The sequence below is a fragment of the Reyranella soli genome (assembly GCF_007992495.1).
Taxonomy (GTDB): Bacteria; Pseudomonadota; Alphaproteobacteria; order Reyranellales; family Reyranellaceae; genus Reyranella; species Reyranella soli.
The window spans coordinates 28,330-48,421 of the sequence record NZ_BKAJ01000111.1; the positions used below are offsets into that span (position 1 = coordinate 28,330).

Sequence of the window (20,092 nt, forward strand, 5' to 3'; positions counted from 1 at the left end):
TGACCTGCTTAGAAACTTTTAGTGGAACAGCGCCGGCACGAAGGCCTGCAGGGCGGCGTCTGCGTCGCTCGCGGTCTGCTGGCGGGCCTGCGACCAGTCGATGCGGATGCTGATGAAGTTATCGCGGAAGCCGGTCATCATCATCTTGGTGTAGAGCCGCGCATTCGCCTGGTTCACGGCGCTGTAGGTGATGCAGCGGAAGGAGATGCCGCCATAGGTGCAGGTTGACGGCACCGACGGCCGCTCGAAGTCCTTGTAGCCGCCGAACTTGACTTGCTGCTCCGAGGAGCTGATCTCGCCCATGAACTCGTCGACGACCAGCGGATTGCCGCTTCCAGGAGGCACACGACGGCCGCCGTCATAGATATGGACCGCGATCATCATCTTCTTTGGCGTCGAATAGAAGTAGGTGACGCCCTGGTCGGGCCGGTTGGTGGGCGGCCCGGCGTAGTTCACCACACGCTCGAACTGCGCGCCGCCCAGGGTCGCCGGGAAGGCGAGCTTGGTGCCGGCGTGGGTGCCGGGCGTCGTCGACTGGGTCTGGGCGGCTGCCACGCCGACCCAGGCCATCGCGGCGAGAAGGACGATCAGAAGCCTAGACATCGAGGTTCGCCACCTTGAGCGCATTTTCCTGGATGAAGTCGCGGCGCGGCTCGACGACGTCGCCCATCAGGGTCGAGAAGATTTCGTCGGCCTCGTCGGCGTGGTTGATCTTGACCTGAAGGAGCGCCCGCGCCTCGGGGTCGAGCGTGGTCTCCCAGAGCTGGTCGGGGTTCATCTCGCCCAGGCCCTTGTAGCGCTGGACGGCGAGACCCTTGCGTCCGGCCTCGAGCACGGCGGTGTAGAGTTCGGTCGGCGAAGCGATCGGAATCTCCTTGTCCTTGGAGACGAAGGTGCCGGGCCGCTGGTAGATGGCCTGCAGCTCGTCGGCCAGGGCATCGAGCTTGCGTGCCTCGGCACTCTTCATCAGCGGGCCATCGATGACATGCCGCTCCTGCACACCGCGCAGGCGCCGCGTGAAGGCAAGCCCGCCGTCGGGCGTGGGTTCGCCGGCCCAGCCGCGCTCCAGCGGCTGGCTCACGACGTCGAGCCGGCGCACGATATAGGCTGCGGCCTGGGCGGCGAGCTCGGGGTCGGCCAGCACGTCGGGCTTGAGCGCGCCGGCAATGGCGGCCTGCTCGATGACGGCCTGGTTGGTGACGCGCCGTGACAGCGAGAGCGGCTTGACCATGTTGGTGACGGAACGGGCGATATCGACCGTGCGTCGCAGATCTTCTTTCGCCAGCACCGAGCCGTTGCCCAGCTTGAAGGTGGCGCCCTCCAGGCCGGTGTCGATCAGATGGTCGTCGAGCGCGCGCTCGTTCTTGAGATAGATCGCGGATTTGCCCTTGGCGGCTTTGAACAAGGGCGGCTGGGCAATGTAGAGATAGCCGCCGTCGATCAGCTCGCGCATCTGGCGATAGAAGAACGTCATCAGGAGCGTGCGGATGTGACTGCCGTCGACATCGGCGTCCGTCATGATGATGATCTTGTGGTAGCGCAGCTTGGAGATGTCGAAATCGTCGACGCCGATGCCGGTGCCCAGCGCCGTGATCAGGGTGCCGATCTCGGCCGAGCTCAGCATCTTGTCGAAGCGTGCGCGCTCGACGTTCAGGATCTTGCCGCGCAGCGGCAGGATCGCCTGGTTGGCGCGGTTGCGGCCCTGCTTGGCCGAGCCGCCGGCCGAATCGCCCTCGACGATGAAGAGCTCGGAGAGCGCGGGATCGCGCTCCTGGCAGTCGGCGAGCTTGCCGGGCAGGGAGCTGACATCGAGCGCGCCCTTGCGGCGGGTGAGCTCGCGCGCCTTGCGCGCGGCCTCGCGGGCCGCGGCGGCCTCGATCACCTTGGTCAGGATCTTGCGCGTCTCGGACGGATGCTCCTCGAACCACTGGCCGAGCTTGTCGCCCGTCACGGATTCCACGACCGGCCGCACTTCCGAGGAGACCAGCTTGTCCTTGGTCTGCGATGAGAACTTGGGGTCCGGCACCTTGACCGACAGCACGCAGGTCAGGCCCTCGCGCATGTCGTCGCCGGTCAGGCTCACCTTCTCCTTCTTGGAGAGCCCGCTTTCGTCGGCGTACTTGTTCAGGGTGCGGGTCAGCGCGCCGCGGAAGCCCGCCAGATGGGTGCCGCCGTCGCGCTGCGGGATGTTGTTGGTGAAGCACAGCATCGTCTCGTGATAGCTGTCGTTCCACTGCATCGCGACCTCGACCGTGATGCCCTCCTTCTCGCCGCGGATCGAGACCGGCGGGCTGTGCAGCACCTGCTTGTTGCGGTCGAGGTACTTGGCGAAGGCCTCGATGCCGCCTTCATAGAACAGGTCGGAGATCTTGGGCTCGGCGCCGCGCTCGTCGGTCAGCACGATGCGCACGCCCGAGTTCAGGAAGGCAAGCTCGCGCAGCCGATGCTCCAGCGTGGCGAAGTCGAACTCGGTCTGGGTGAAGGTCCGCTTGGACGGCAGGAAGGTCACTTCCGTGCCGTGCTTGTCCATGGGTGCGTCGCCCACGACCGCGAGATCCTTCTCCGGATCACCGTAGCGGAAGCGCATGTAGTGCTCCTTGCCGTTGCGCCAGATGCGCAGGTCGAGATGCTCGGACAGCGCGTTGACGACGGCGGCGCCGACGCCGTGCAGGCCGCCTGACACCTTGTAGGAGTTGTTGTCGAACTTCCCGCCGGCATGGAGCTGGGTGAAGATCACGTTGGCGGCCGAGATGCCCTCTTCCTTGTGGATGTCGGTCGGCACGCCGCGGCCGTTGTCGCGCACCGTGACCGAGCCGTCGCCGTGCAGGATGACCTCGGCGCGGTCGCAATAGCCGGCCAGCGCCTCGTCGATCGCATTGTCGACGATCTCGTAGACCATGTGGTGCAGGCCGGTGCCGTCATCGGTATCGCCGATATACATGCCCGGCCGCTTGCGCACGGCGTCGAGGCCACGCAGCACCTTGATCGAATCGGCGTCATAGTCCTCGGCGCCGGGGGTCATGTTGTTGTTTTCGTTGCTCATGAGTCTTGCTTTCGAAAGAGGGGTCAGGCCGCCGCGATCGAGCCGTCGGCGATGCGCAGGACCTGCGCGCGACCGGCGAGCGGGGCGAAGAGTTCGGCATCGGTGCCCGTCATCCAGCACTGCACGCTGAGTGCCACCACCTCCTCGAACAGCGCCGCCCGCCGCTCGGCGTCGAGATGGGCCGCGATCTCATCGAGCAGCAGCAGCGGCGCGCATCCGCGTGACAACGCCACCAGCCGGGCGTGGGCCAGCGCGATCGACACCAGGACCGCCTTCTGCTGGCCCGTCGAGCCCTCGGCTGCCGGCAAGTCGAGATCGAGATGGCGCACCGCGAGGTCGCTGCGATGCGGCCCACAGGATGTGGTGCCTGCGTCGCCATCTCGCAAGCGACTGGCGGCGAGCTCGGAGCGCAAACGGTCCTCGGCGTCGAGCGCCGCCATGGTGGCGACCCAGCCGTCGACTTCGCCCGCCATGGCCAGCGCCGCCCGCGGGAATGGGCCAATGCCCAGCCGCGCGGCTGCGTCGAGGCGATGGACGGTGTCGGCGCGTGCCGCAGCCAGCGCGACGCCATGGCGAGCCATGGTGTCCTCGAGCGCGGTGAACCAGTGCGGATCGCGGCTGCCCTCGCCCAGCAGGCGGGCGCGCTGGCGCAGCGCATTCTCGTAGGCGGCCACGTCGCCGGCGTGCTGGGGATGCAGCGCCGTCACCAGCCGGTCGAGGAAGCGCCGGCGTTCGCCCGGCCCGTCGAGGAACAGCCGGTCGAGCTGCGGCGTCAGCCAGACAGCCGCGACATGCAGGCCAAGCGCGGTCTGGCTCTGGGCCGGCCGGCCGTCGATGCGCACGGCCCGTCGCGGCAGGCTGCTCTCGTTCTTGGCCGGTTCCAGGCCGGTGCCGATGGCGAGCCGGCCCTCTGGCGTATCCAGGGTTGCGGCGACCGCCCAAGTCGTCGCATCCGGCTCACCGGCGCGGCTGCGGCGGGCGACCTCGTCGAGGCGGGCGCGGCGCAGGCCGCGGCCGGGCGCCAGGAAGGAGAGCGCCTCCAGCAGATTGGTCTTGCCCGCGCCATTGGCGCCGACCAGCACGATGGGCTCGGGGCCGCAATCGAGGCGGAGCTGGCGGTAGTTGCGGAAATCGGTCAGCCGAAGCTGGCGCACGGCCAGTACGGCCGGCGCTGCGCCGGTTGCGGCGTCGGGGGAATAGGCGAGAGCGCTGATCGGCGGCGCCGTCATACCCGCATCGGCATGAGCACGTAGAGGGCGCTTTCGTCAGCGCCGTCACGTACCAGCGTGGGGGAGCCTGCGTCGGCCATCAGGAAACGCGCCTCCGAGCCCGCGATCTGCTCGGTAATGTCGAGCAGGTAGCGCGAGTTGAAGCCGATCTCGAGGGCGGCGGCCTTGTATTCGACCTCGATCTCCTCGGTGGCGCTGCCGGCATCGGGGCTGGTGGCCGAGAGCGTGACCACGCCCTTGGCGACTGCGAGCTTGATGGCGCGCGACTTCTCGGTCGAGATGGTCGAGACGCGGTCGACGGCGTGGGCGAACTCCTTGCAGGGGACGTTCAGGACCTTGTCGTTGCCGGTCGGGATGACCCGTTCGTAGTCCGGGAAGGTGCCGTCGATCAGCTTGCTGACCAGGGTGACCCCGCCTGAGGCAAAACGAATCCGCGTGTCGGAAAGCTCGACATCGACCGAGCCGTCGCTCTCGTCCAGGAGCTTGCGGACCTCGCCTACCGTCTTGCGCGGCACGATCACACCCGGGATGTCCGCGGCGCCCTTGGGCAGGGGGACCTCGACCCGGGCCAGGCGGTGGCCGTCGGTTGCCACGCCGCGCAGCACGGCGGTGCCGCCGGCAGTGGCGGCATGGAAATAGATGCCGTTCAGGTAATACCGCGTCTCCTCGTTGGAGATGGCGAAGCGGGTACGGTCGATGATGCCCTTGAGGTCGGTCGCCGGCAGTTGGAAGCGGTGCGGCAGGTCGCCCTCGGCCATGGCCGGGAAGTCGGCCGGCGGCAGGCACTGCAGGGTGAAGCGGGAGCGGCCGGCCCGGATCGTCAGGCTGTTACCGTCGGAGGCGGTCTCGAGCTCGACCTGGGCGCCGTCCGGCAGCTTGCGCACGATTTCATAGAGGGTGTGGGCGGGTGCCGTCGTCGAGCCAGTCTTGGACGCGGTCGCGTCGACCTGCTCGGTGATGGCGAGGTCCATGTCGGTGGCGGCGAGGCTCAAACGCCCCTTCTGCGCCGTGATCAGGACGTTGGACAGGATGGGGATCGTGTTGCGCCGCTCGACCACACTCTGGACATGGGCCAGCGCCTTCAGGAGGGCTGCCCGTTCGATCGTCAGTTTCATGGTTTGGTCGCTATAACGAGGGGCCAAAAAAGCGGTTTAGACACCCCGTTTCGCGGGCCTGAAAAGGCCATTGCGGAACGGTTGCAGACTATAGCACGGCGGGCCTTGGCGGGAAGCGAATTCGCCCGAAATTAGAGGCTCTTAAGCCCTTGGGGCCAAAGCAAAACGGGGCCCTTTCGGACCCCGTTTCACGCCTCTCCCCGGGAGTTGCCTAGCCCTGCAACTGGCGCTTGAGCAACTCGACATCTTCTGCAATCGAAAGATCGGAGATCTTGAGCTCCTCGATCTTGCGAACGGCGTGCATGACCGTGGTGTGGTCGCGGTTGCCGAAGCGCTTGCCGATCTGCGGCAGGCTCAACGTCGTGAGCTGCTTGGCGAGATACATGGCGACCTGCCGGGGCCGCGCGACCGAGCGTGCGCGACGCGGCGAACTCATCTCGGCGAGCTTGATGTTGTAGTGCGCGGCGACACGCTGCTGGATCTCGTCGACCGTCACCTTGCGATCGGCTTGGCGCAGCAGGTCGTGCAGGACGTCCTGCGCCATCTCGACAGTGATCTCGCGGCCGATCAGCTGGCCGTGCGCGACGACACGGTTCAACGCGCCTTCGAGCTCGCGGATGTTGGTGCTGATCTTGTGCGCCAGGAACTCCAGCACCGCGACCGGCACCGGCACGCGCGCGTTCTCGGCCTTGGTCTGCAGGATGCTGAGACGCAGCTCGTAGGTCGAGGAGTGGATGTCCGCCACCAGGCCGCTGCCCAGCCGCGAGCGCATGCGCTCCTCGATGTCCTGCAATTCACTCGGTGGCTTCTCCGAGGAAAGGACGATCTGCTTGTTCTGCTCAACCAGAGAATTAAAGGTGAAGAAGAACTCGTCCTGGCTCGCTTCCTTGCCGCAAATGAACTGGACGTCGTCGACCATCAGCACGTCGACGTTGCGGAACAGTTCCTTGAACTGGCCGGTGTTCTTGGTGCGCAGCGCCTGGATGAAGCGGTTCACGAAGCTCTCGGCCGTGAGGTAGAGCACGCGGGTCTTGGGATCGCGCTCGCGGATGGCGTGCCAGATGGCATGCATCAGATGGGTCTTGCCGAGGCCGACGCCGCCGAAAATATAGAGCGGGTTGCGCTCGGGCAGCGGCCGGTCCTGCTCGGCGATGTTGCGCGCGGCGGCATAGGCGAACTCGTTGGGCTTGCCGACCACGAAGTTGGCGAAGGTGTAGCGCGCCTCTGGACCCTGGAAGGCATCCTCACTGCCGCGACCGATCGCCGGTCCCAGACGGGGCAGTGCCGACGACTGGTAGTTCTGCGGCGAGGTCGGCACCGGCGGCATGGCGATGATGTCGTTGGCGCGACGCGGCGCGGGCGGCGGCACGAGGTTGACCTCGACGCTCGCCACCGTGGTGTTGACCGCCTGCCAGTAGGCCAGCACGCGATCACCGTAGTGGCGGGCGACCCAGTCGCGCACGAAGCGAGTCGGAGCATAGAGGCGGAGCTTGCCGGTCTCCAGCTTGCCGAGCTCAACCTCGCCGAACCACGTCTTGAAGGCCTTGTCGCCGATTTCCTTGCGCAGCCGATCGCAGACGCGCACCCAGTGCGCTTCGAGCTCCTTTCGGCCCGCAACTTCTTCCATATCGGCCCCCGCCACTGTCTTTTGTTCGTACGATGCTGCGTTCTTGTTGTTGCCCGTTACCGGACTTTGAATTCGGTTCATTATGTCTGTCTCCACGGAAGTCCCGCTGCCTTCCATCCCCCTGCCGTGCCGCGCTTGGCCTGCGCATCCAGGGGCCCCTCGAAACCGTCAGCTACGTTGAGACATGTACTGTAGCCGGCCGCGGTCATGGCTTTCGCCGCCGCGGCCGAGCGAACTCCACTCCTGCACAGAAAGAGCAGCGGCGTCTCCTTGTCGGGGAGCGCGCCCGAGAGCGCGGCCACGAATTCCGGGTTGGGCTGCATGCTGGGAAACACCTGCCACTCGATCAGCGCCGCCTTCTTGGCCAGCGTCTCGAGGTCGGGCAAGCCGACATAGTTCCACTCCGCCCTGGTGCGGCAGTCGATCAGGACTGCGTCCTTCTGCTCGCTCAGGATCTTCCAGGCGGTCGTCGGGGCCACGTCGCCGGCATAGCCGGCGGCAGGGGAGACCTCGTACGTGCCCGCGATCTTATTGTCTTTCGCCATGGCCCCCGCTCTTCATTTTACGAAGCAGGCTGCTCAGACACGAGCCAACGATGTACGATGGACACACAGCGCACGAATGACAATGGCGGATCGGTGAGCGTCGTTAGAGGGAACGCTTCTGTTTTCGATCGACTGTTGTCAGGTGGCTGCGGCTTGCTCCCTCGTTCGTCTTCCAGCGAGGTGGTTGCCCCCCATCCTCACCTTGGCTCGCGTCTTTGCGCCCCACGCTCCGTCGCGATGGCCGACTCTTAGACAGACTCTCGGCAGTGCGCAAACTTTTCGATTCGACATCCAAGCAGGCTATTCATGTTGTTCGCGGCGTGTCGCTGTTGACTCGCGTGAGGATTCGATTCCCCTCTTCGCCGCTGCGTATGAAGCCGCTCAATATCTAGCGCCTGATCGCGCGCCCGATCCGATAAAAGGGAATCGTATGTCGTTCGCCCTTTTGGCGACCAAATGTTCAGACGCGATTCGCTTAAAATTTTTTCTCGAAGATTTTTTGTTGTCGTCGCAAAAAACGAAAACGCCGCTCGTTGGAGCGGCGTTCACATTCTCTGCGTCGTCGTCGTTCACGCCATCGCCTTGATGCGTGCGGCGAGTCGCGACACGCGACGCGCAGCAGCATTCTTGGTCACGATGTGCTTGGTCGCACCGCGCTGGATCTCCGGCTGCGCAGCGCGCAGCGCCTCGGCGGCGGCCTTCTTGTCGCCCGACTTGATCGCTTCCTCGACCTTCTTGACCGAGCCGCGCACGCGGCTGCGACGCGCGGTGTTCACGGCGGTGCGGCGCTTGGTCTGACGCGCACGCTTCTCAGCCGACTTGTGACTAGCCATCTATTCCTCGTCCTTCGGAAGGGCGCGTGTATACGGGCCTGCCGCCAGCCGGTCAACCCCGCCAAAACCCGCCATTTATAGAGCATTTCAGCCGGCTGGAGCCAGCAGCGTTATCGATGCTTCCAGGCGGCTTTGCGCTTGTCGGCAAAGGCCGCCATGCCCTCGGCCCGATCGTCGAAGGCGAAGGTCGCATGGAAGGTGCGGCGTTCGAAGCGCACGCCCTCGGCCAATGTGGTCTCGAAGGCGCGGTTGACCGCTTCCTTGGCGACCATCGTGGCGGGCAGCGACATTCCGGCGATCTTCTCGGCCGTGGCAATGGCGTCGTTCATGAGATCGGCCAGCGGGACCACGCGGCTCACCAGGCCACAGCGTTCGGCTTCGGCGGCGTCCATCATGCGGCCGGTCAGTACGAGGTCCATGGCCTTCGACTTGCCGACGAAGCGCGGCAGGCGCTGGGTGCCGCCAGCGCCCGGTATCGTACCAAGTGTGATTTCCGGTTGACCGAACTTCGCAGTGTCGGATGCAATGATGAAGTCGCACATCATCGCCATCTCGCATCCACCGCCCAGAGCATAGCCCGCGACCGCGGCGATGATCGGCTTGCGGACCTGGCTCACCTTCTCCCAGCCGACGGTGATGAAGTCCTTCAGGAAGACGTCCTGGTAGGTCTGGTCCTTCATCTCCTTGATGTCGGCGCCGGCGGCGAACGCCTTGTCGCTGCCGGTGAGCACCATGCAACCGATGTTCGGGTCGGCCTCGAAGGCGTCGAGCGCCTGACCCAGCTCGCGCACCAGATCGGCACAGAGTGCGTTCAATGCCTTCGGTCGATCGAGTCGGATGATGCCGACCCGGCCCTTGGTCTCGGTCTTGATGTTCTGATAGGCGGTCACGGTGTCCTCCAGCCCTCCTTCGCTCCTTCGGAGCTACGAAAGGCTTACGCTACCGTTGGCAATGCGCGCAATAGAAGGTCGAGCGGCCGGATTGCACCAGGCGTTTGACGAGCTTGCCGCAAGCGGGCGTGGGACAGACGATGCCGGCGCGGTCGTAGACGTTGAACCGTGTCTGAAAGTATCCGAGCTCGCCGCCCGGCTGCACATGATCGCGCAAGGTCGAGCCGCCATCGTCGATCGAGCGCAGCAGCACCCTCTTGATGGCGGCAACCAGGCGGTCGGCACGATCGCCCTGCACGGTATGCGCCGAGCGACGCGGCGAGATGCCGGCCAGGAACAGCGCTTCGCACGCATATATGTTGCCGACCCCGACCAGGGTCTTCTGATCGAGCAAGGCGGCCTTGATGGGCGTCTTGCGTCCCTTGAGACGACTCGCGAGCGCCGCCCCGTCGAACGCCTCGTCGAGCGGTTCGGGACCCAACCCCTTGAACAGCTTGTGCTTGGGCACCGCCTCGTCAGCGGCCAGCAGCATCAGGCCGAAGCGGCGTGCGTCGTTGAAACGGACCTGCCAGCCTTCGTCGGTCTCGAACACGACATGGTCGTGGCGTTCGAACGGGTGCTCGGCGGCGCTTGTGGCGTCATGCAGGGTCATGCGGCCCGACATGCCGAGATGGGCGATCAGGGTGTTGCCGTCGTCGAGCCGCAGCAGCAGATACTTGGCGCGCCGGTCGATGGCCCGGATCATCCGGCCTTCGACCCGCTGCGCGAACTTGGCAGGTAGGGGCACCCTGAGATCGCGGCGCCGCTGGACCAGCCGCACGATGCGCCGCCCGACGAGTTTCGGAACGAGACCACGCCGGACCGTTTCGACCTCGGGCAGCTCGGGCATGGTCTAGGGGCCGCCCCCCTGGGTTCCGCGACTCCCGAACAGGGCGGTACCGACACGGACATGGGTGGCGCCAAGCCGCACGGCCATCTCGTAGTCGGCGCTCATGCCCATACTGACCTTGGCCAGGCCGTTGCGCGCCGCCATCTTCGCCAGCAGCGCGAAGTGCAACGCGGGCTCTTCATCGACCGGCGGGATGCACATCAGGCCGACGATAGGCAGCTTGTGGACGTCGCGGCAGGAGGCGACGAAGGCATCGACGTCCTTAGGGAGAACGCCGGCCTTCTGCGCTTCTTCGCCGGTGTTGACCTGGATGTAGCAGTCTAGGCGCCGGCCGGCCCGCTCCATCTCCTTGGCGAGCGTGCTCGCCAGCCGCTCGCGATCGACCGATTGAATGACGTCGAACAAGGCCACGGCATCGCGCGCCTTGTTGGTCTGCAACGGGCCGATGAGATGCAGCTCCAGGTCGGCGAACTCGGCCTTGAGTGCCGGGAACTTGCCTTCCGCCTCCTGCACGCGGTTCTCGCCGAACACGCGCTGTCCGGCGGCCAGCAGCTCGCGCACGCGATCGGCGCCATGAGTCTTGGAGACGGCGACCAGGGTGACGGATGCAGGATCGCGGCCGGCTGCCTTCGCCGCGTCGGCGATGTCCTTGCGCACCTTGGCCAGTCGATCGGTGGCCTCGCTCATGCGCCGAGCTTCACCAGGGCGTCGAGGGCTTCGGCGTTGTTGGGATTGGCCGCCAGCGCCGCATCGAGGGCCTCGCGCGCCTTGTCCGTCTGGCCCAGCGCAACCAGGCAGACGCCATAGTTGCCGAGCAGGCGCGAATCGCCGGGCAGGCCGCGCAGCGCGTGCTCATGCAGCGACCGCGCTTCGGCCGCCCGGTCGAGATCGACCAGCACACAGCCGAGGTTGGTCAGCACCATGGGATCGTCGGTCGCGAGCCGCGAGGCGCGCTTCAGTGCCCGGCGCGCCTCCTCGAAGCGTTTCAGGCCGCGCAGCGCCAGGCCCTGGTTGTTGAGCGCGCGCACATCGTCGGGCGTCTGCTTGAGATGGGGCTCGAGCACGGCCAAGGCCTCGGTGAACTGCTTTTGCTCGATGTGCAGCAGCGAGAGCTGCAGGATGGCGTCGCTGTCGGACGGGTTCTGACGCAGGGCGCGCTGCAGCAGCTCGACGGCCTCGCCGCCCTTGCCGAGCGCGGTCTGGACAAGCGCCAACGTCCTGAGCGCTCCGGTGAAGTTGGGATCGATCTCGAGCGCGCGCTGGACGGGGTCGAGGGCTTCCTGGGGCCGGCCGGCGAAGTTCAGGACGAAGCCCAGCACGTGCTGCAGCACGGCACTGTCCGGCGCCAGCTCCACGGCCTGCCGGGCGCCGTCGATCGCCTCCTCATGATGGCCGAGCCCGCCCAGCGCCAGCGCGCGGTCGCCGAGGATCTGGCCGCGACGGGCGGCATCGTCCCCGGCGTCGGCCAAGGCCATGTCCAGCACCTCGATCGCGGGCCCGAAGTGGGCCAGGCGATACAGCGCGTGGCCCAGCATGTTGCGCGCCCGCGCCTGTAGAGGCTTCAGGCCTTCCGTGCCCGGGCCGCCCTTTTCGATGGCCTGGTCGACATTGCTCACGAATTCGCCGAGCTCGCGCTCGGCGGCGGCGAAACGGCCCTGGTCCATATGGAGGGAGGCGAGCGCCAGCCGAGCCTCGACATGGGCTGGCGCCTTGCGGATGGTGTCGCGCAGGCGCCGCGCCGCCTCGTCGAGGTTGCCCAGCCGCCGCGCCACCAGGGCGAGATTGTAGGAAAGCATGGGCTCATTGGGGTCCTTGGCGATCGCCTTGCGCCACAAGCCCTCGGCGTCGGCGAGCGCGCCGCGCTGCGCCATGCAGACGGCAAGGAAGTGCAGGATGTCGGGCCGCTCGCCGTGACGCGCCAGGGCCGAGCGGAACAACGGCTCGGCGCGATCGAACCAGCCCGCCTTCAGATATTGAAGGCCGGTCTGCAGATCGGGATCGGGCGGCGGCGGAGTCCGCGAGGGGGTTGGGGGCGCCAGTGCCATGGCGCGCTGTGTAGACCCGCCCCGGCGCCAAGGCTACACGAAACGGTATGGTCAAGGACGCGCACCTGTTCGCTGCTGCCATGTCTGAGGTGAAGCCGCTGAAGGGTCGCAAGCCGGCAAGCCGCGCCAAGACTGTCATCCCGAGGCCGAAGGCCGAGGGACCTTCGAGGCCGCATAAAAGGTCCCTCGCTGGGCTCGGGATGACAAAAGAGCCGGAACTTTCAGCCGACGATCAGAATTTCGACCGCGATACCTCCCGTGCCCTGTCGCGCGGCAAGCTCGTGCCGCAGGCTTCGCTCGATCTCCATGGCATGACGCTGGCCGCCGCCGAGCGTGCCGTCGCGGCTTTCCTCGAGCACGCCACGACGCGCGACCTGCGCGTCGTGCTGATCGTCACCGGCAAGGGGCTGCGGCTGGAAGGCGGCCGCATGCTGGGCGGCCGCATCCGCGCCGAGTTCGTGGGCTGGCTGAACCGCGCCGACAACCGCCATCGCGTGCGCGCCGTGCGGGCAGCGCACCCGCGGCATGGCGGCGGCGGCGCCTTCTACGTGTTGCTGCGGCGGCGTTCGTCGGCCAGCAACCGCTCCTTGCGCGCCACGCCCCAGCGGTAGCCGGTCAGGTCGCCGCTCGCGCCGACGGCGCGATGGCAGGGAATGACGCCGGCGGCCTGGTTGGTGGCGCAGGCGCGGCCGACGGCGCGGGCGGAGCTCGGTGCGCCAATGCGGCGGGCGATCTCGCCGTAGGTGCGGGTCTCGCCCGACGGGATCCGGGTCAGCTCTTTCCAGACCTTCCACTGGAAGGCCGTGCCCACGATGTCGAGCGGCACGTCGGCCGCGTCGAGGGCCGAGGGCTTGCGGCCATAGAGCCGCGCCAGCACGCCCTTCACCCGCGCTGCCAGGACATCGTCGTTGCGCGTGATGTCGGCGGCCGGGAAGTCGTGCTTGAGGTCGTTCTCCAGGGCGCGGTCGTTGTCGCCCAGGAACACCGCGGCGATGCCCTTCTGCGTTGCCGCCACCAGCACGCGGCCATAGTCGGAATCGACGGTGGTGTAGTCGATATGCGCGCCGGCGCCGCCCTTGGCGTAGGTCGCGGGCGTCATGCCCAGCGCCTTGTCGGAGGTCTCGTAGACGCGGCTCGGCGAGCCGTAGCCCGCGCCGTAGAGCGCGTCGGCCACCCCTTCGCCCTCGCGCAGCGCTTTGCGGAAACGCTGGCGCTTGCGCGCCGCCAGCCAGTCGCGCGGATTGACGCCGAGCTCGGCGATGAAACGCTTGCTGAGCGCGCCCGCCGTCAGGCCGACCTTGCGCGCCACCTCGGCCAGCGAGGGCGGGGTGTCGCCGTCGGTCGAATCGAAGAGCTTGCAGGCCTGGGCCACCGGCTTGCTGAGGCCGACATCGGCCTGCCAGTCGCGCGGCTTGCAGCGCTTGCAGGCGCGGAAACCCGCCGCCTCGGCCGCATCGGGCGAGGCGTGGAAATCGACATTGCGCCGAAGCGGCGGCCGCGCCGCGCACGACGGCAGGCAATAGACCCCGGTCGTCCGGACCGAGAACCAGAACCGGCCGTTGTAGCCGCGGTCGCGCCGCTGAACGGCCTGCCAGCAAGTTGCCTCGTCCGGCAGGGCGTCGGCCAGCAAGGCGTCGGGATGAGTTTTGGAAGCGAGCGCCAAGGTGGGGAGCGAAAGAGAATGTTGGGTCATGGCGCCATCAAAGCACCATGGCCCAACCTGCTCTATCCGCCACCCGCCGGCAATTGTCCCTTGCTCGGTGGTGCCTTAGGCCCAGAAGCCTTTGGTGGCTTCGAGCCGGGCGGTCGCCCGGTCGAGCCCGATGTCGCGCAACAGGCGCTCATCGAGCTGGGCGAGTTGGCGTCGCGAACGGGCAAGCTCGGCGCGGGTCATGACATGCTCGATCCCGACCACGACGCCGCCGGCCAGGAGCGCGAAGGCGCGGCCGAAGGAGAAGGAGAGGGTCGCCGGGCGGGCGAATTCCCGCACGCTGGACAGGGTCGACATGACTTAGCTCCGTTTGAGGCGTCGCGGCTGGATTGCCGTGTTGCACCTCGTTTGCTTGCCCTATTTGCGCTAAGGTAACGCGTTCTTCAAAGGACGATCTCTCGGGGGAGGCCTATAAAAACTATGCCGTCGGTGCCTTAAATGAGCCGCTCTCAACTGCCTCTGAATGCGCTCCGCGCCTTCGAGGCTGCTGCCCGTCACGCCTCCTTCACCCACGCCGCAGAGGAGCTGCACGTCACCCAGGCCGCCGTCAGCCATCAGGTCAAGGCGCTCGAGGAGCGGCTGGGCGTGGCGCTGTTCGTGCGCCGCCCACGCGGGCTCGAGATCACCAGCGAAGGCGAGGCGCTGCTGCCCGATCTGCGCGATGCGTTCGATCGCATGACCAACGCGCTGGAGCGCGTCGGCCGCAAGGCCAACTCCGGCACCCTCAACGTCAGCTTGGTCACGACATTCGCACTGGGCTGGTTGGCGCCACGTCTGCATCGCTTCCAGACCAAGCATCCCGAGATCGAAGTGCGCATGACGACGACGCAGCGGCGCATCGATTTCGCCCGCGAGGACTTCGACTGCGCCATCCGCTTCACGGTGCAGCCGGAGCCGGAATTACATGCAACAAAGCTGTTTTCCGACGTTCTGACGCCGCTTTGCGGGCGCCGTTATCGCGACAAGCTGAAGACGCTCGATGACCTGAAGCGCGTGCCTTTCATCGACATGACCTACGATCCGGAATGGGCGATCTGGCTGCGCGCGGTCGGCATGGGCGACTTCAAGCCCAAGCGCGTGCTCACCTTCGACTCGACGATGATCGCTGTCGAGGCGGCGATGGAGGGCGCGGGCGTGGCTGTCGGGCCGCCGCAGCTCTTCCGCGAGGATCTCGCCTCGGGTCGACTGTTCCAGCCGTTCCCGCAGATCGTCGACTCGGGCAAGGCATGGTGGTTCGTTTGCCCGCCGGCGTCGGTCAGCCGGCCCAAGACCAAGGCCTTCGAGGAGTGGCTGATCGAGGAACTGAACGCGCCGCAGACGCGCTCCAACCGCGCGACCATCGCCGCCGTCGGACGGCGCTGAGGACGCAGCTGCGGGCGGTCTGAGGCCAAGAGAAATTAAGGACTAGCCAGACAGGACGAAGGGCTCGAGAATCGGATGGGGGAGCACGCACTTGAAAGAAATTCTAATGGAGCGTCGGGCGTGGTGAGCTGGTTTCGCCGTCCCAAGGAGGCTCCGCCTTCGACCCCAGCGGCGGTGCATGGGTCGCTCGAGATGCACAAGCCGTGGGCGCGGTCGTCGTCGCATCGCCTGCCGGCCAACGTCGCCGGCGCCTTCCTGTTGATCACCAACAAGGGCTCAGCCGACGACCGGCTGGTCGCGGCCTCGAGCCCCCTGGCCGAGCGGGTCGAGCTGCATGGCATCAAGGTCGTCGGCCCCGACATCGATATGCGGCCGCTGGCCAACGGCGTGGTCATCCAGGCCGGCCATACTGCGACCTTGAAGCCGCGCGGCTACCACCTTCTGCTGCAGGGTGTGAAGGCGCCTTTGGCCAAAGGATCGACCCTGCCGGTCACGCTGACCTTCGAGAAGGCGGGGGCCGTCGCCGTGGAGTTCGCAGTCGAGGAGCCCGGCCCGATCGGCGAGGCCATCCTCCACGAGGAGCATCACCGCGGATAGCGATGCCGTCCGCCGAAGGCGTCCTCGACCAGGAGCGCCCCGGGGAGCGCCCCAGGGAGCGCATCGGGATCGTCGCCAAGGTAACCCGGCCCGATCGGCACCTTGCCGTGGCCGCCCGGCACGTCGAGCACATAGGTCGGTTGCGCAAGCCCGCTCAGCCGGCCGCGCAGCGCCCTCATCAGGGCCTGGCCGCGTTCGACCGAGACCCGGAAATGGCCGGTCCCGCGCACCAGGTCGGGATGGTGCAGGTAGTAGGGTTTGACGCGAGCCGTCACCAGGGCGCGCATCAGCGTCTCCAGCGTCTCGACCTCGTCGTTGACGCCGGCCAGCAGAACCGTTTGGCCTATCAAGGGAATGCCGGCATCGGCCAGCCGCGCCAGGGCGGCGCGTGCCGCGACGCTGAGCTCGCGCGCGTGATTGCAGTGCACGGCAAACCACAGCGCGGTGCGGCGCGGCTTCAGCGCGGCTAAAAGCTCGTCGGTCACGCGCGAAGGGTCGACGATGGGCACGCGGCTATGGATGCGGATCACGCCGACATGGTCGATGGCGTCAAGCGCCGCGATCAGCTTGGCCAGCCGCCGCGGCGCCAGCATCAGCGGGTCGCCGCCGGTCAGGATCACTTCCCAGATCTCCGGCCGCGCCTCGATGTAGGCGATCGCGGCGTCGAGCTCGCTGGCCGACAGCGCCTCGCCGCCCGGTCCCACCTTCTCGCGGCGGAAGCAGAAGCGGCAATAGACCGGGCAGACATGCAACGGCTTCAGCAGCACGCGGTCGGGATAGCGATGCACGATGCCCTTCACCGGCGAGCGCGCCTCGTCGCCGATCGGGTCCAGAAGCTCGTTGGCCGCGATCTCGGTCTCGGCGGCGCTGGGCACGAACTGACGCGCGATGGGATCGGCCGGATCGGCGCGATCGATCAGCGCCAGCATCTCTGGCGTGATGGCGATCGCCATCGCGTCCGCGGCCTCGGCGAGGCGCGGATCGACCGGCAGCAGCCCTTCGCGGTGCAGGGCTTTCAGAGTCCGCAGCGTCTGCATGGCGGCGCTCAAATACTCCCAAACGTCGCTTCCAACCAGTTGCGAAAACCACCATCATCCGGGCCAAAGTGTGGCGCGTACGGGGAGGGGATTTCATGGCAGGTGGAGGGCGTCCCCTGTTCGGGGAGCAGACGCGATTCATGCTGCTCCTGATCACGCCTGCAGCGCTGCTGCTCACCCTGTTCCAGGTCGTGCCCATCGCCATCGGCGCCAATGCCAGTTTCCGCGACTGGGCGCTGTACAATCCCAAGAAGACCTGGGTCGGCCTGGCCCACTATCAGGCCGTGCTGAGCGACCCCGAGTTCCTCTGGGTCGTGCTGCCCAACACCTTCATCTTCATGATCCTGAGCGTGGCCGGTGCCCTGGTGCTGGGCCTGGCGCTCGCCCTGCTGCTCAACCGGCCGTTCGCCGGCCAGAAGCTGGTGCAGACCGTGCTGCTGGTGCCGCTGATGGTGGCGCCGGTGATCGCCGCCATCATGATGCGCTGGATGTTCAACGACCAGTTCGGGATCGTGAACGCCGTGCTCGAGGGGCTGGGCCTCGACGGCCAGCCCTGGCTGGTCGAGCGCTGGACCGCCTTCGGCGTCATCGTCATGACCGACATCTGGCTGTGGACGCCGTGGTACACGCTCCTGCTGCTGGCCGGCCTGCAGAGCCTGCCGCGCGAGCCGTTCGAGGCCGCCGCCATCGACGGCACCTCGACCTGGCGTGTCTTCACCCATCTCACCCTGCCGATGCTGCGCTCGGTGATCGTGGTCTGCGTGGTGATCCGTGCCATCGATGCTTTCCGCACCTTCGACATCGTCTGGACCCTGACCGGCGGCGGGCCGGGCCGTTCGACCGAGCTGTTCAGCCTCTACGCCTACGTGCTCGCTTTCCTGACCCTCGACTTCGGTCGCGGCTCTGCCGCGGCGATCATCGGCGGCCTCATCATCCTGGTGGTCGGCGCGGTGCTCTACCGCGTTGTCGACCGCATCGCGCGAGCCTGACGCCATGGCGATGGTCAAGGAACCCCTGCTGTTTGCCCGTCTGCCGCTCAATGCGCGGCGCGTCCTGTTCGGCCTGGTGCTGTTCGCGATCTGCTTCCTGTTCGCCTTCCCCGTGCTGTGGCTGATCCTGACGTCGCTGCGTCCGGAATCGGGCGTCTACTACGTCCATCGCGGCACCGAGATCACGCTCGGCAATTTCGCCGAGGTGCTGAAGGACGATCGTGTCGTCGAGGCCTTCGCCAATTCCGCCCTGATCGCCACGCTCGCCACCGTGTTCTCGCTGCTGGTGACGGTCTCCAGCGGCTACATGCTGTCGCGCTTCCAGGGGCCGGCGGCGCGCACCTGGTTCGGCACGATCTATGTGTTCCGCTGTGTGCCCTACATCTCCTGGGTGCTGCCGCTTTACTTCGTGGCCCAGAGCTGGGGCCTCTACGACACCTATATCGGCCTGCTGCTGCCGCACATCGCCGTCCACATCTGCTTCTTCTCCTGGCTGATGAAGGGCTTCTTCGACGGCATCGATCCGTCGATGGAATATGCCGCCCTGATCGACGGCTGCACGCGCTGGGGCGCCTTCATCCGCGTGGCATTGCCGTCGGCCATTCCGGCGATCGCAGCACTCGGCGTGCTGTGCTGGCTGTTCACCTGGAATGAGTTCCTGTTCGCCCTGATCCTGACCGGCAACCGGGTGCCGGTGATCACCGTGGTGATGGCCCAGTTCGTCACCGAGATGGGCATGCGCTGGAACCTGATGGCGGCGACGGCGGTGATGGCGCTGCTGCCGGCTTTCGTGCTGGCCCTGTTCGGCCAGAAGTACGTGATCCGAGGATTGAGATTGTAGCAACCTGTCACGACAAAAAGGGAGGAGGAAACATCATGCATCGGATATTCAGACGGACATTGACCGCGCTCGCGGTCGGCGCCCTCGCCGTGGGGACGGCCGAGGCGCAGGTCAAGGAACTCAGGATCGGCTACCAGCCGAGCCCGATCCAGGACGCCTCGATCGCCATGTTCGAGACCTGGGGCGCCAAGAAGGGCATCAAGATCGTCAAGGTGCCGAACTCCTATGGCGTCTACGTCGAGAAGATGACGGCGTCGCTGACCTCGAACTCCGATCAGTACGACGTGATCTGGCACAATGACGACTGGGGCCAGCTGTGGGCCCATTTGCTCGAGCCGACGGACGACGTTCCCGGCCTGCAGTTCGCCGACAAGTGGGGCATGGACAAGGTCGTGTTCGGCAACGCCCAGGGCCAGAACACCGTGGTGCCGATGGGCCAGACCTTCAGCGTGTTCTTCTATCGCACCGACCTGCTGCAGCCCAACGAGGTGCCCAAGACGCTGCAGGAGGTGGTCGACGTCTCCAAGAAGCTGCAGGCCGCCAACAAGGTGAAGTGGGGTTACGTCGGCGGCATGGCCATGAACCACACCTGGTTCAGCTGGTTCTGGTCGATGTGGGGCAACAATTGCGACGTGCTGATGCCCTACTACGAGCGCGACAACAAGGTGCTGGCGCAGAACGGCTGGAAGTCGAGCCTCGACCAGCCCTGCATGAAGGAGACGGCCGAGTACTGGTGGGATGCCATCAACACCCACAAGATCTCGCCGCGCGGCATGCCGGCCTACGACCGCAACGAGGCCAACGCCATCTTCATGGCGGGTGATGCCGCCTTCACCGTGGCCGACACGCTGTGGTGGGGCACCTTCACCGATCCGGCCAAGTCCAAGGTCGCCACCAGGATCGCCGCGGCGCGCTTCCCGCTCGGGCCGCACCGGCAGAAGAACTTCGCCTGGAACGACATCTGGGGCTGGGCGATCCCCAAGTCGATCCCGGCCGAGCGCAAGGCGCTCGCCAAGGAGATGCTCGCCGCCATGATGGTCGACGAGGAAGGCCAGATGAAGATGTGGAAGGCGACCGGCGCGCCGCCGCCCAACACGCAGTACTGGCCCAAGATCGCGGCCCAGGATCCCTTCATGAAGCTCCTGTCGGAGGCCGTCCTGGAGTCGCCCGACAAGGTGCGCGGCGCCTACTACTTCCCGCAGTGGCCGGCCGTGCATAAGGCGTTCAACGACGCCGTCACCAAGGCCGTGACCGGCAAGCGCGAGGACATCGCCAAGGTCCTCGCCGAGAACGCGGCGTCGGTCAGCAAGGCGGCGCAGGGGCAGTAGTCAAGTCTTCC

General features: G+C 66.7%; 20 protein-coding genes. 6 read left to right on the forward strand and 14 right to left on the reverse strand.

Annotated elements, in window-relative coordinates; translation table 11 throughout:
• Nucleotides 1-18 precede the first annotated feature (18 nt).
• From RSO01_RS29815 to RSO01_RS29865, 11 genes are all read right to left on the reverse strand, one after another.
• A complete protein-coding gene (locus RSO01_RS29815) occupies nt 19-603 on the reverse strand; it encodes a hypothetical protein (RefSeq protein ID WP_147154208.1) in 585 nt (194 codons plus the stop codon).
• Nucleotides 596-3,043 (reverse strand): DNA topoisomerase (ATP-hydrolyzing) subunit B, encoded by a 2,448-nt coding sequence (gene gyrB / locus RSO01_RS29820; protein WP_147154209.1) that lies wholly within the window; start codon nt 3,041-3,043, stop codon nt 596-598. The genes RSO01_RS29815 and gyrB overlap by 8 nt, the downstream gene beginning before the upstream one ends.
• Before the next feature lie 23 nt (nt 3,044-3,066).
• On the reverse strand, nt 3,067-4,272 hold the full coding sequence (gene recF, locus RSO01_RS29825) for a DNA replication/repair protein RecF (protein ID WP_147154210.1): 1,206 nt from the start codon (nt 4,270-4,272) through the stop codon (nt 3,067-3,069).
• Nucleotides 4,269-5,387 carry a DNA polymerase III subunit beta gene (gene dnaN / locus RSO01_RS29830; protein ID WP_147154211.1) on the reverse strand — a complete coding sequence of 373 codons (1,119 nt, stop codon included), beginning with the start codon at nt 5,385-5,387 and terminating at the stop codon, nt 4,269-4,271. Before dnaN ends, recF begins: the two co-directional genes overlap by 4 nt.
• A 211-nt stretch (nt 5,388-5,598) precedes the next feature.
• Nucleotides 5,599-7,014, reverse strand: a complete 1,416-nt coding sequence (gene dnaA, locus RSO01_RS29835) for a chromosomal replication initiator protein DnaA (RefSeq protein ID WP_147154212.1) — start codon at nt 7,012-7,014, stop codon at nt 5,599-5,601.
• 80 nt (nt 7,015-7,094) lie between these two features.
• On the reverse strand, nt 7,095-7,559 hold the full coding sequence (locus RSO01_RS29840; RefSeq protein ID WP_147154213.1) for a rhodanese-like domain-containing protein: 465 nt from the start codon (nt 7,557-7,559) through the stop codon (nt 7,095-7,097).
• A gap of 569 nt (nt 7,560-8,128) precedes the next feature.
• Nucleotides 8,129-8,392 carry a 30S ribosomal protein S20 gene (gene rpsT / locus RSO01_RS29845; RefSeq protein ID WP_147154214.1) on the reverse strand — a complete coding sequence of 88 codons (264 nt, stop codon included), beginning with the start codon at nt 8,390-8,392 and terminating at the stop codon, nt 8,129-8,131.
• A gap of 110 nt (nt 8,393-8,502) precedes the next feature.
• The gene (locus RSO01_RS29850) at nt 8,503-9,282 is read right to left on the reverse strand and encodes an enoyl-CoA hydratase (RefSeq protein WP_147154215.1); all 780 of its coding nucleotides are present in this window, start codon (nt 9,280-9,282) and stop codon (nt 8,503-8,505) included.
• Nucleotides 9,283-9,331: 49 nt separating this feature from the next.
• The gene (mutM, locus tag RSO01_RS29855; RefSeq protein WP_147154216.1) at nt 9,332-10,171 is read right to left on the reverse strand and encodes a bifunctional DNA-formamidopyrimidine glycosylase/DNA-(apurinic or apyrimidinic site) lyase; all 840 of its coding nucleotides are present in this window, start codon (nt 10,169-10,171) and stop codon (nt 9,332-9,334) included.
• A gap of 3 nt (nt 10,172-10,174) precedes the next feature.
• Nucleotides 10,175-10,858 carry a YggS family pyridoxal phosphate-dependent enzyme gene (locus RSO01_RS29860; protein WP_147154217.1) on the reverse strand — a complete coding sequence of 228 codons (684 nt, stop codon included), beginning with the start codon at nt 10,856-10,858 and terminating at the stop codon, nt 10,175-10,177.
• Nucleotides 10,855-12,216 carry a tetratricopeptide repeat protein gene (locus RSO01_RS29865; protein WP_147154218.1) on the reverse strand — a complete coding sequence of 454 codons (1,362 nt, stop codon included), beginning with the start codon at nt 12,214-12,216 and terminating at the stop codon, nt 10,855-10,857. Before RSO01_RS29865 ends, RSO01_RS29860 begins: the two co-directional genes overlap by 4 nt.
• A 200-nt stretch (nt 12,217-12,416) precedes the next feature.
• Here RSO01_RS29865 and RSO01_RS29870 point away from each other — a divergent pair, with 200 nt between their 5' ends.
• The gene (locus tag RSO01_RS29870) at nt 12,417-12,827 is read left to right on the forward strand and encodes a Smr/MutS family protein (protein WP_170303449.1); all 411 of its coding nucleotides are present in this window, start codon (nt 12,417-12,419) and stop codon (nt 12,825-12,827) included.
• Here the strand turns inward: RSO01_RS29870 and ada are convergent.
• Together ada and RSO01_RS47590 are read right to left on the reverse strand one after the other, a co-directional pair.
• The gene (gene ada / locus RSO01_RS29875) at nt 12,761-13,909 is read right to left on the reverse strand and encodes a bifunctional DNA-binding transcriptional regulator/O6-methylguanine-DNA methyltransferase Ada (RefSeq protein ID WP_147154220.1); all 1,149 of its coding nucleotides are present in this window, start codon (nt 13,907-13,909) and stop codon (nt 12,761-12,763) included. The two genes, RSO01_RS29870 and ada, sit on opposite strands and share 67 nt — an antisense overlap.
• 75 nt (nt 13,910-13,984) lie before the next feature.
• Entirely contained in the window at nt 13,985-14,224 is a 240-nt protein-coding gene (locus RSO01_RS47590) for a DUF1127 domain-containing protein (RefSeq protein WP_170303450.1), read from the reverse strand.
• Nucleotides 14,225-14,365: 141 nt separating this feature from the next.
• Between RSO01_RS47590 and gcvA the strand changes: the two genes are divergently transcribed.
• Together gcvA and RSO01_RS29890 are read left to right on the forward strand one after the other, a co-directional pair.
• On the forward strand, nt 14,366-15,289 hold the full coding sequence (gene gcvA / locus RSO01_RS29885; protein ID WP_092823877.1) for a transcriptional regulator GcvA: 924 nt from the start codon (nt 14,366-14,368) through the stop codon (nt 15,287-15,289).
• A gap of 120 nt (nt 15,290-15,409) precedes the next feature.
• On the forward strand, nt 15,410-15,886 hold the full coding sequence (locus tag RSO01_RS29890; RefSeq protein ID WP_170303451.1) for a copper chaperone PCu(A)C: 477 nt from the start codon (nt 15,410-15,412) through the stop codon (nt 15,884-15,886).
• Here the strand turns inward: RSO01_RS29890 and RSO01_RS29895 are convergent.
• Nucleotides 15,874-16,935, reverse strand: coding sequence for a lysine-2,3-aminomutase-like protein (locus tag RSO01_RS29895; protein ID WP_147154222.1), 1,062 nt, complete (start codon nt 16,933-16,935; stop codon nt 15,874-15,876). The two genes, RSO01_RS29890 and RSO01_RS29895, sit on opposite strands and share 13 nt — an antisense overlap.
• Before the next feature lie 128 nt (nt 16,936-17,063).
• Between RSO01_RS29895 and RSO01_RS29900 the strand changes: the two genes are divergently transcribed.
• The 3 genes from RSO01_RS29900 to RSO01_RS29910 are packed head-to-tail and all read left to right on the forward strand — an operon-like array spanning nt 17,064 to nt 20,081.
• Nucleotides 17,064-17,912 carry a carbohydrate ABC transporter permease gene (locus RSO01_RS29900; protein ID WP_246158921.1) on the forward strand — a complete coding sequence of 283 codons (849 nt, stop codon included), beginning with the start codon at nt 17,064-17,066 and terminating at the stop codon, nt 17,910-17,912.
• A 4-nt stretch (nt 17,913-17,916) separates the two neighbouring features.
• Complete coding sequence (locus RSO01_RS29905) at nt 17,917-18,753, forward strand: carbohydrate ABC transporter permease (RefSeq protein ID WP_147154224.1); 837 nt, start codon at nt 17,917-17,919, stop codon at nt 18,751-18,753.
• A 35-nt stretch (nt 18,754-18,788) separates the two neighbouring features.
• Nucleotides 18,789-20,081 (forward strand): extracellular solute-binding protein, encoded by a 1,293-nt coding sequence (locus tag RSO01_RS29910; RefSeq protein WP_147154225.1) that lies wholly within the window; start codon nt 18,789-18,791, stop codon nt 20,079-20,081.
• Nucleotides 20,082-20,092 lie beyond the last annotated feature (11 nt).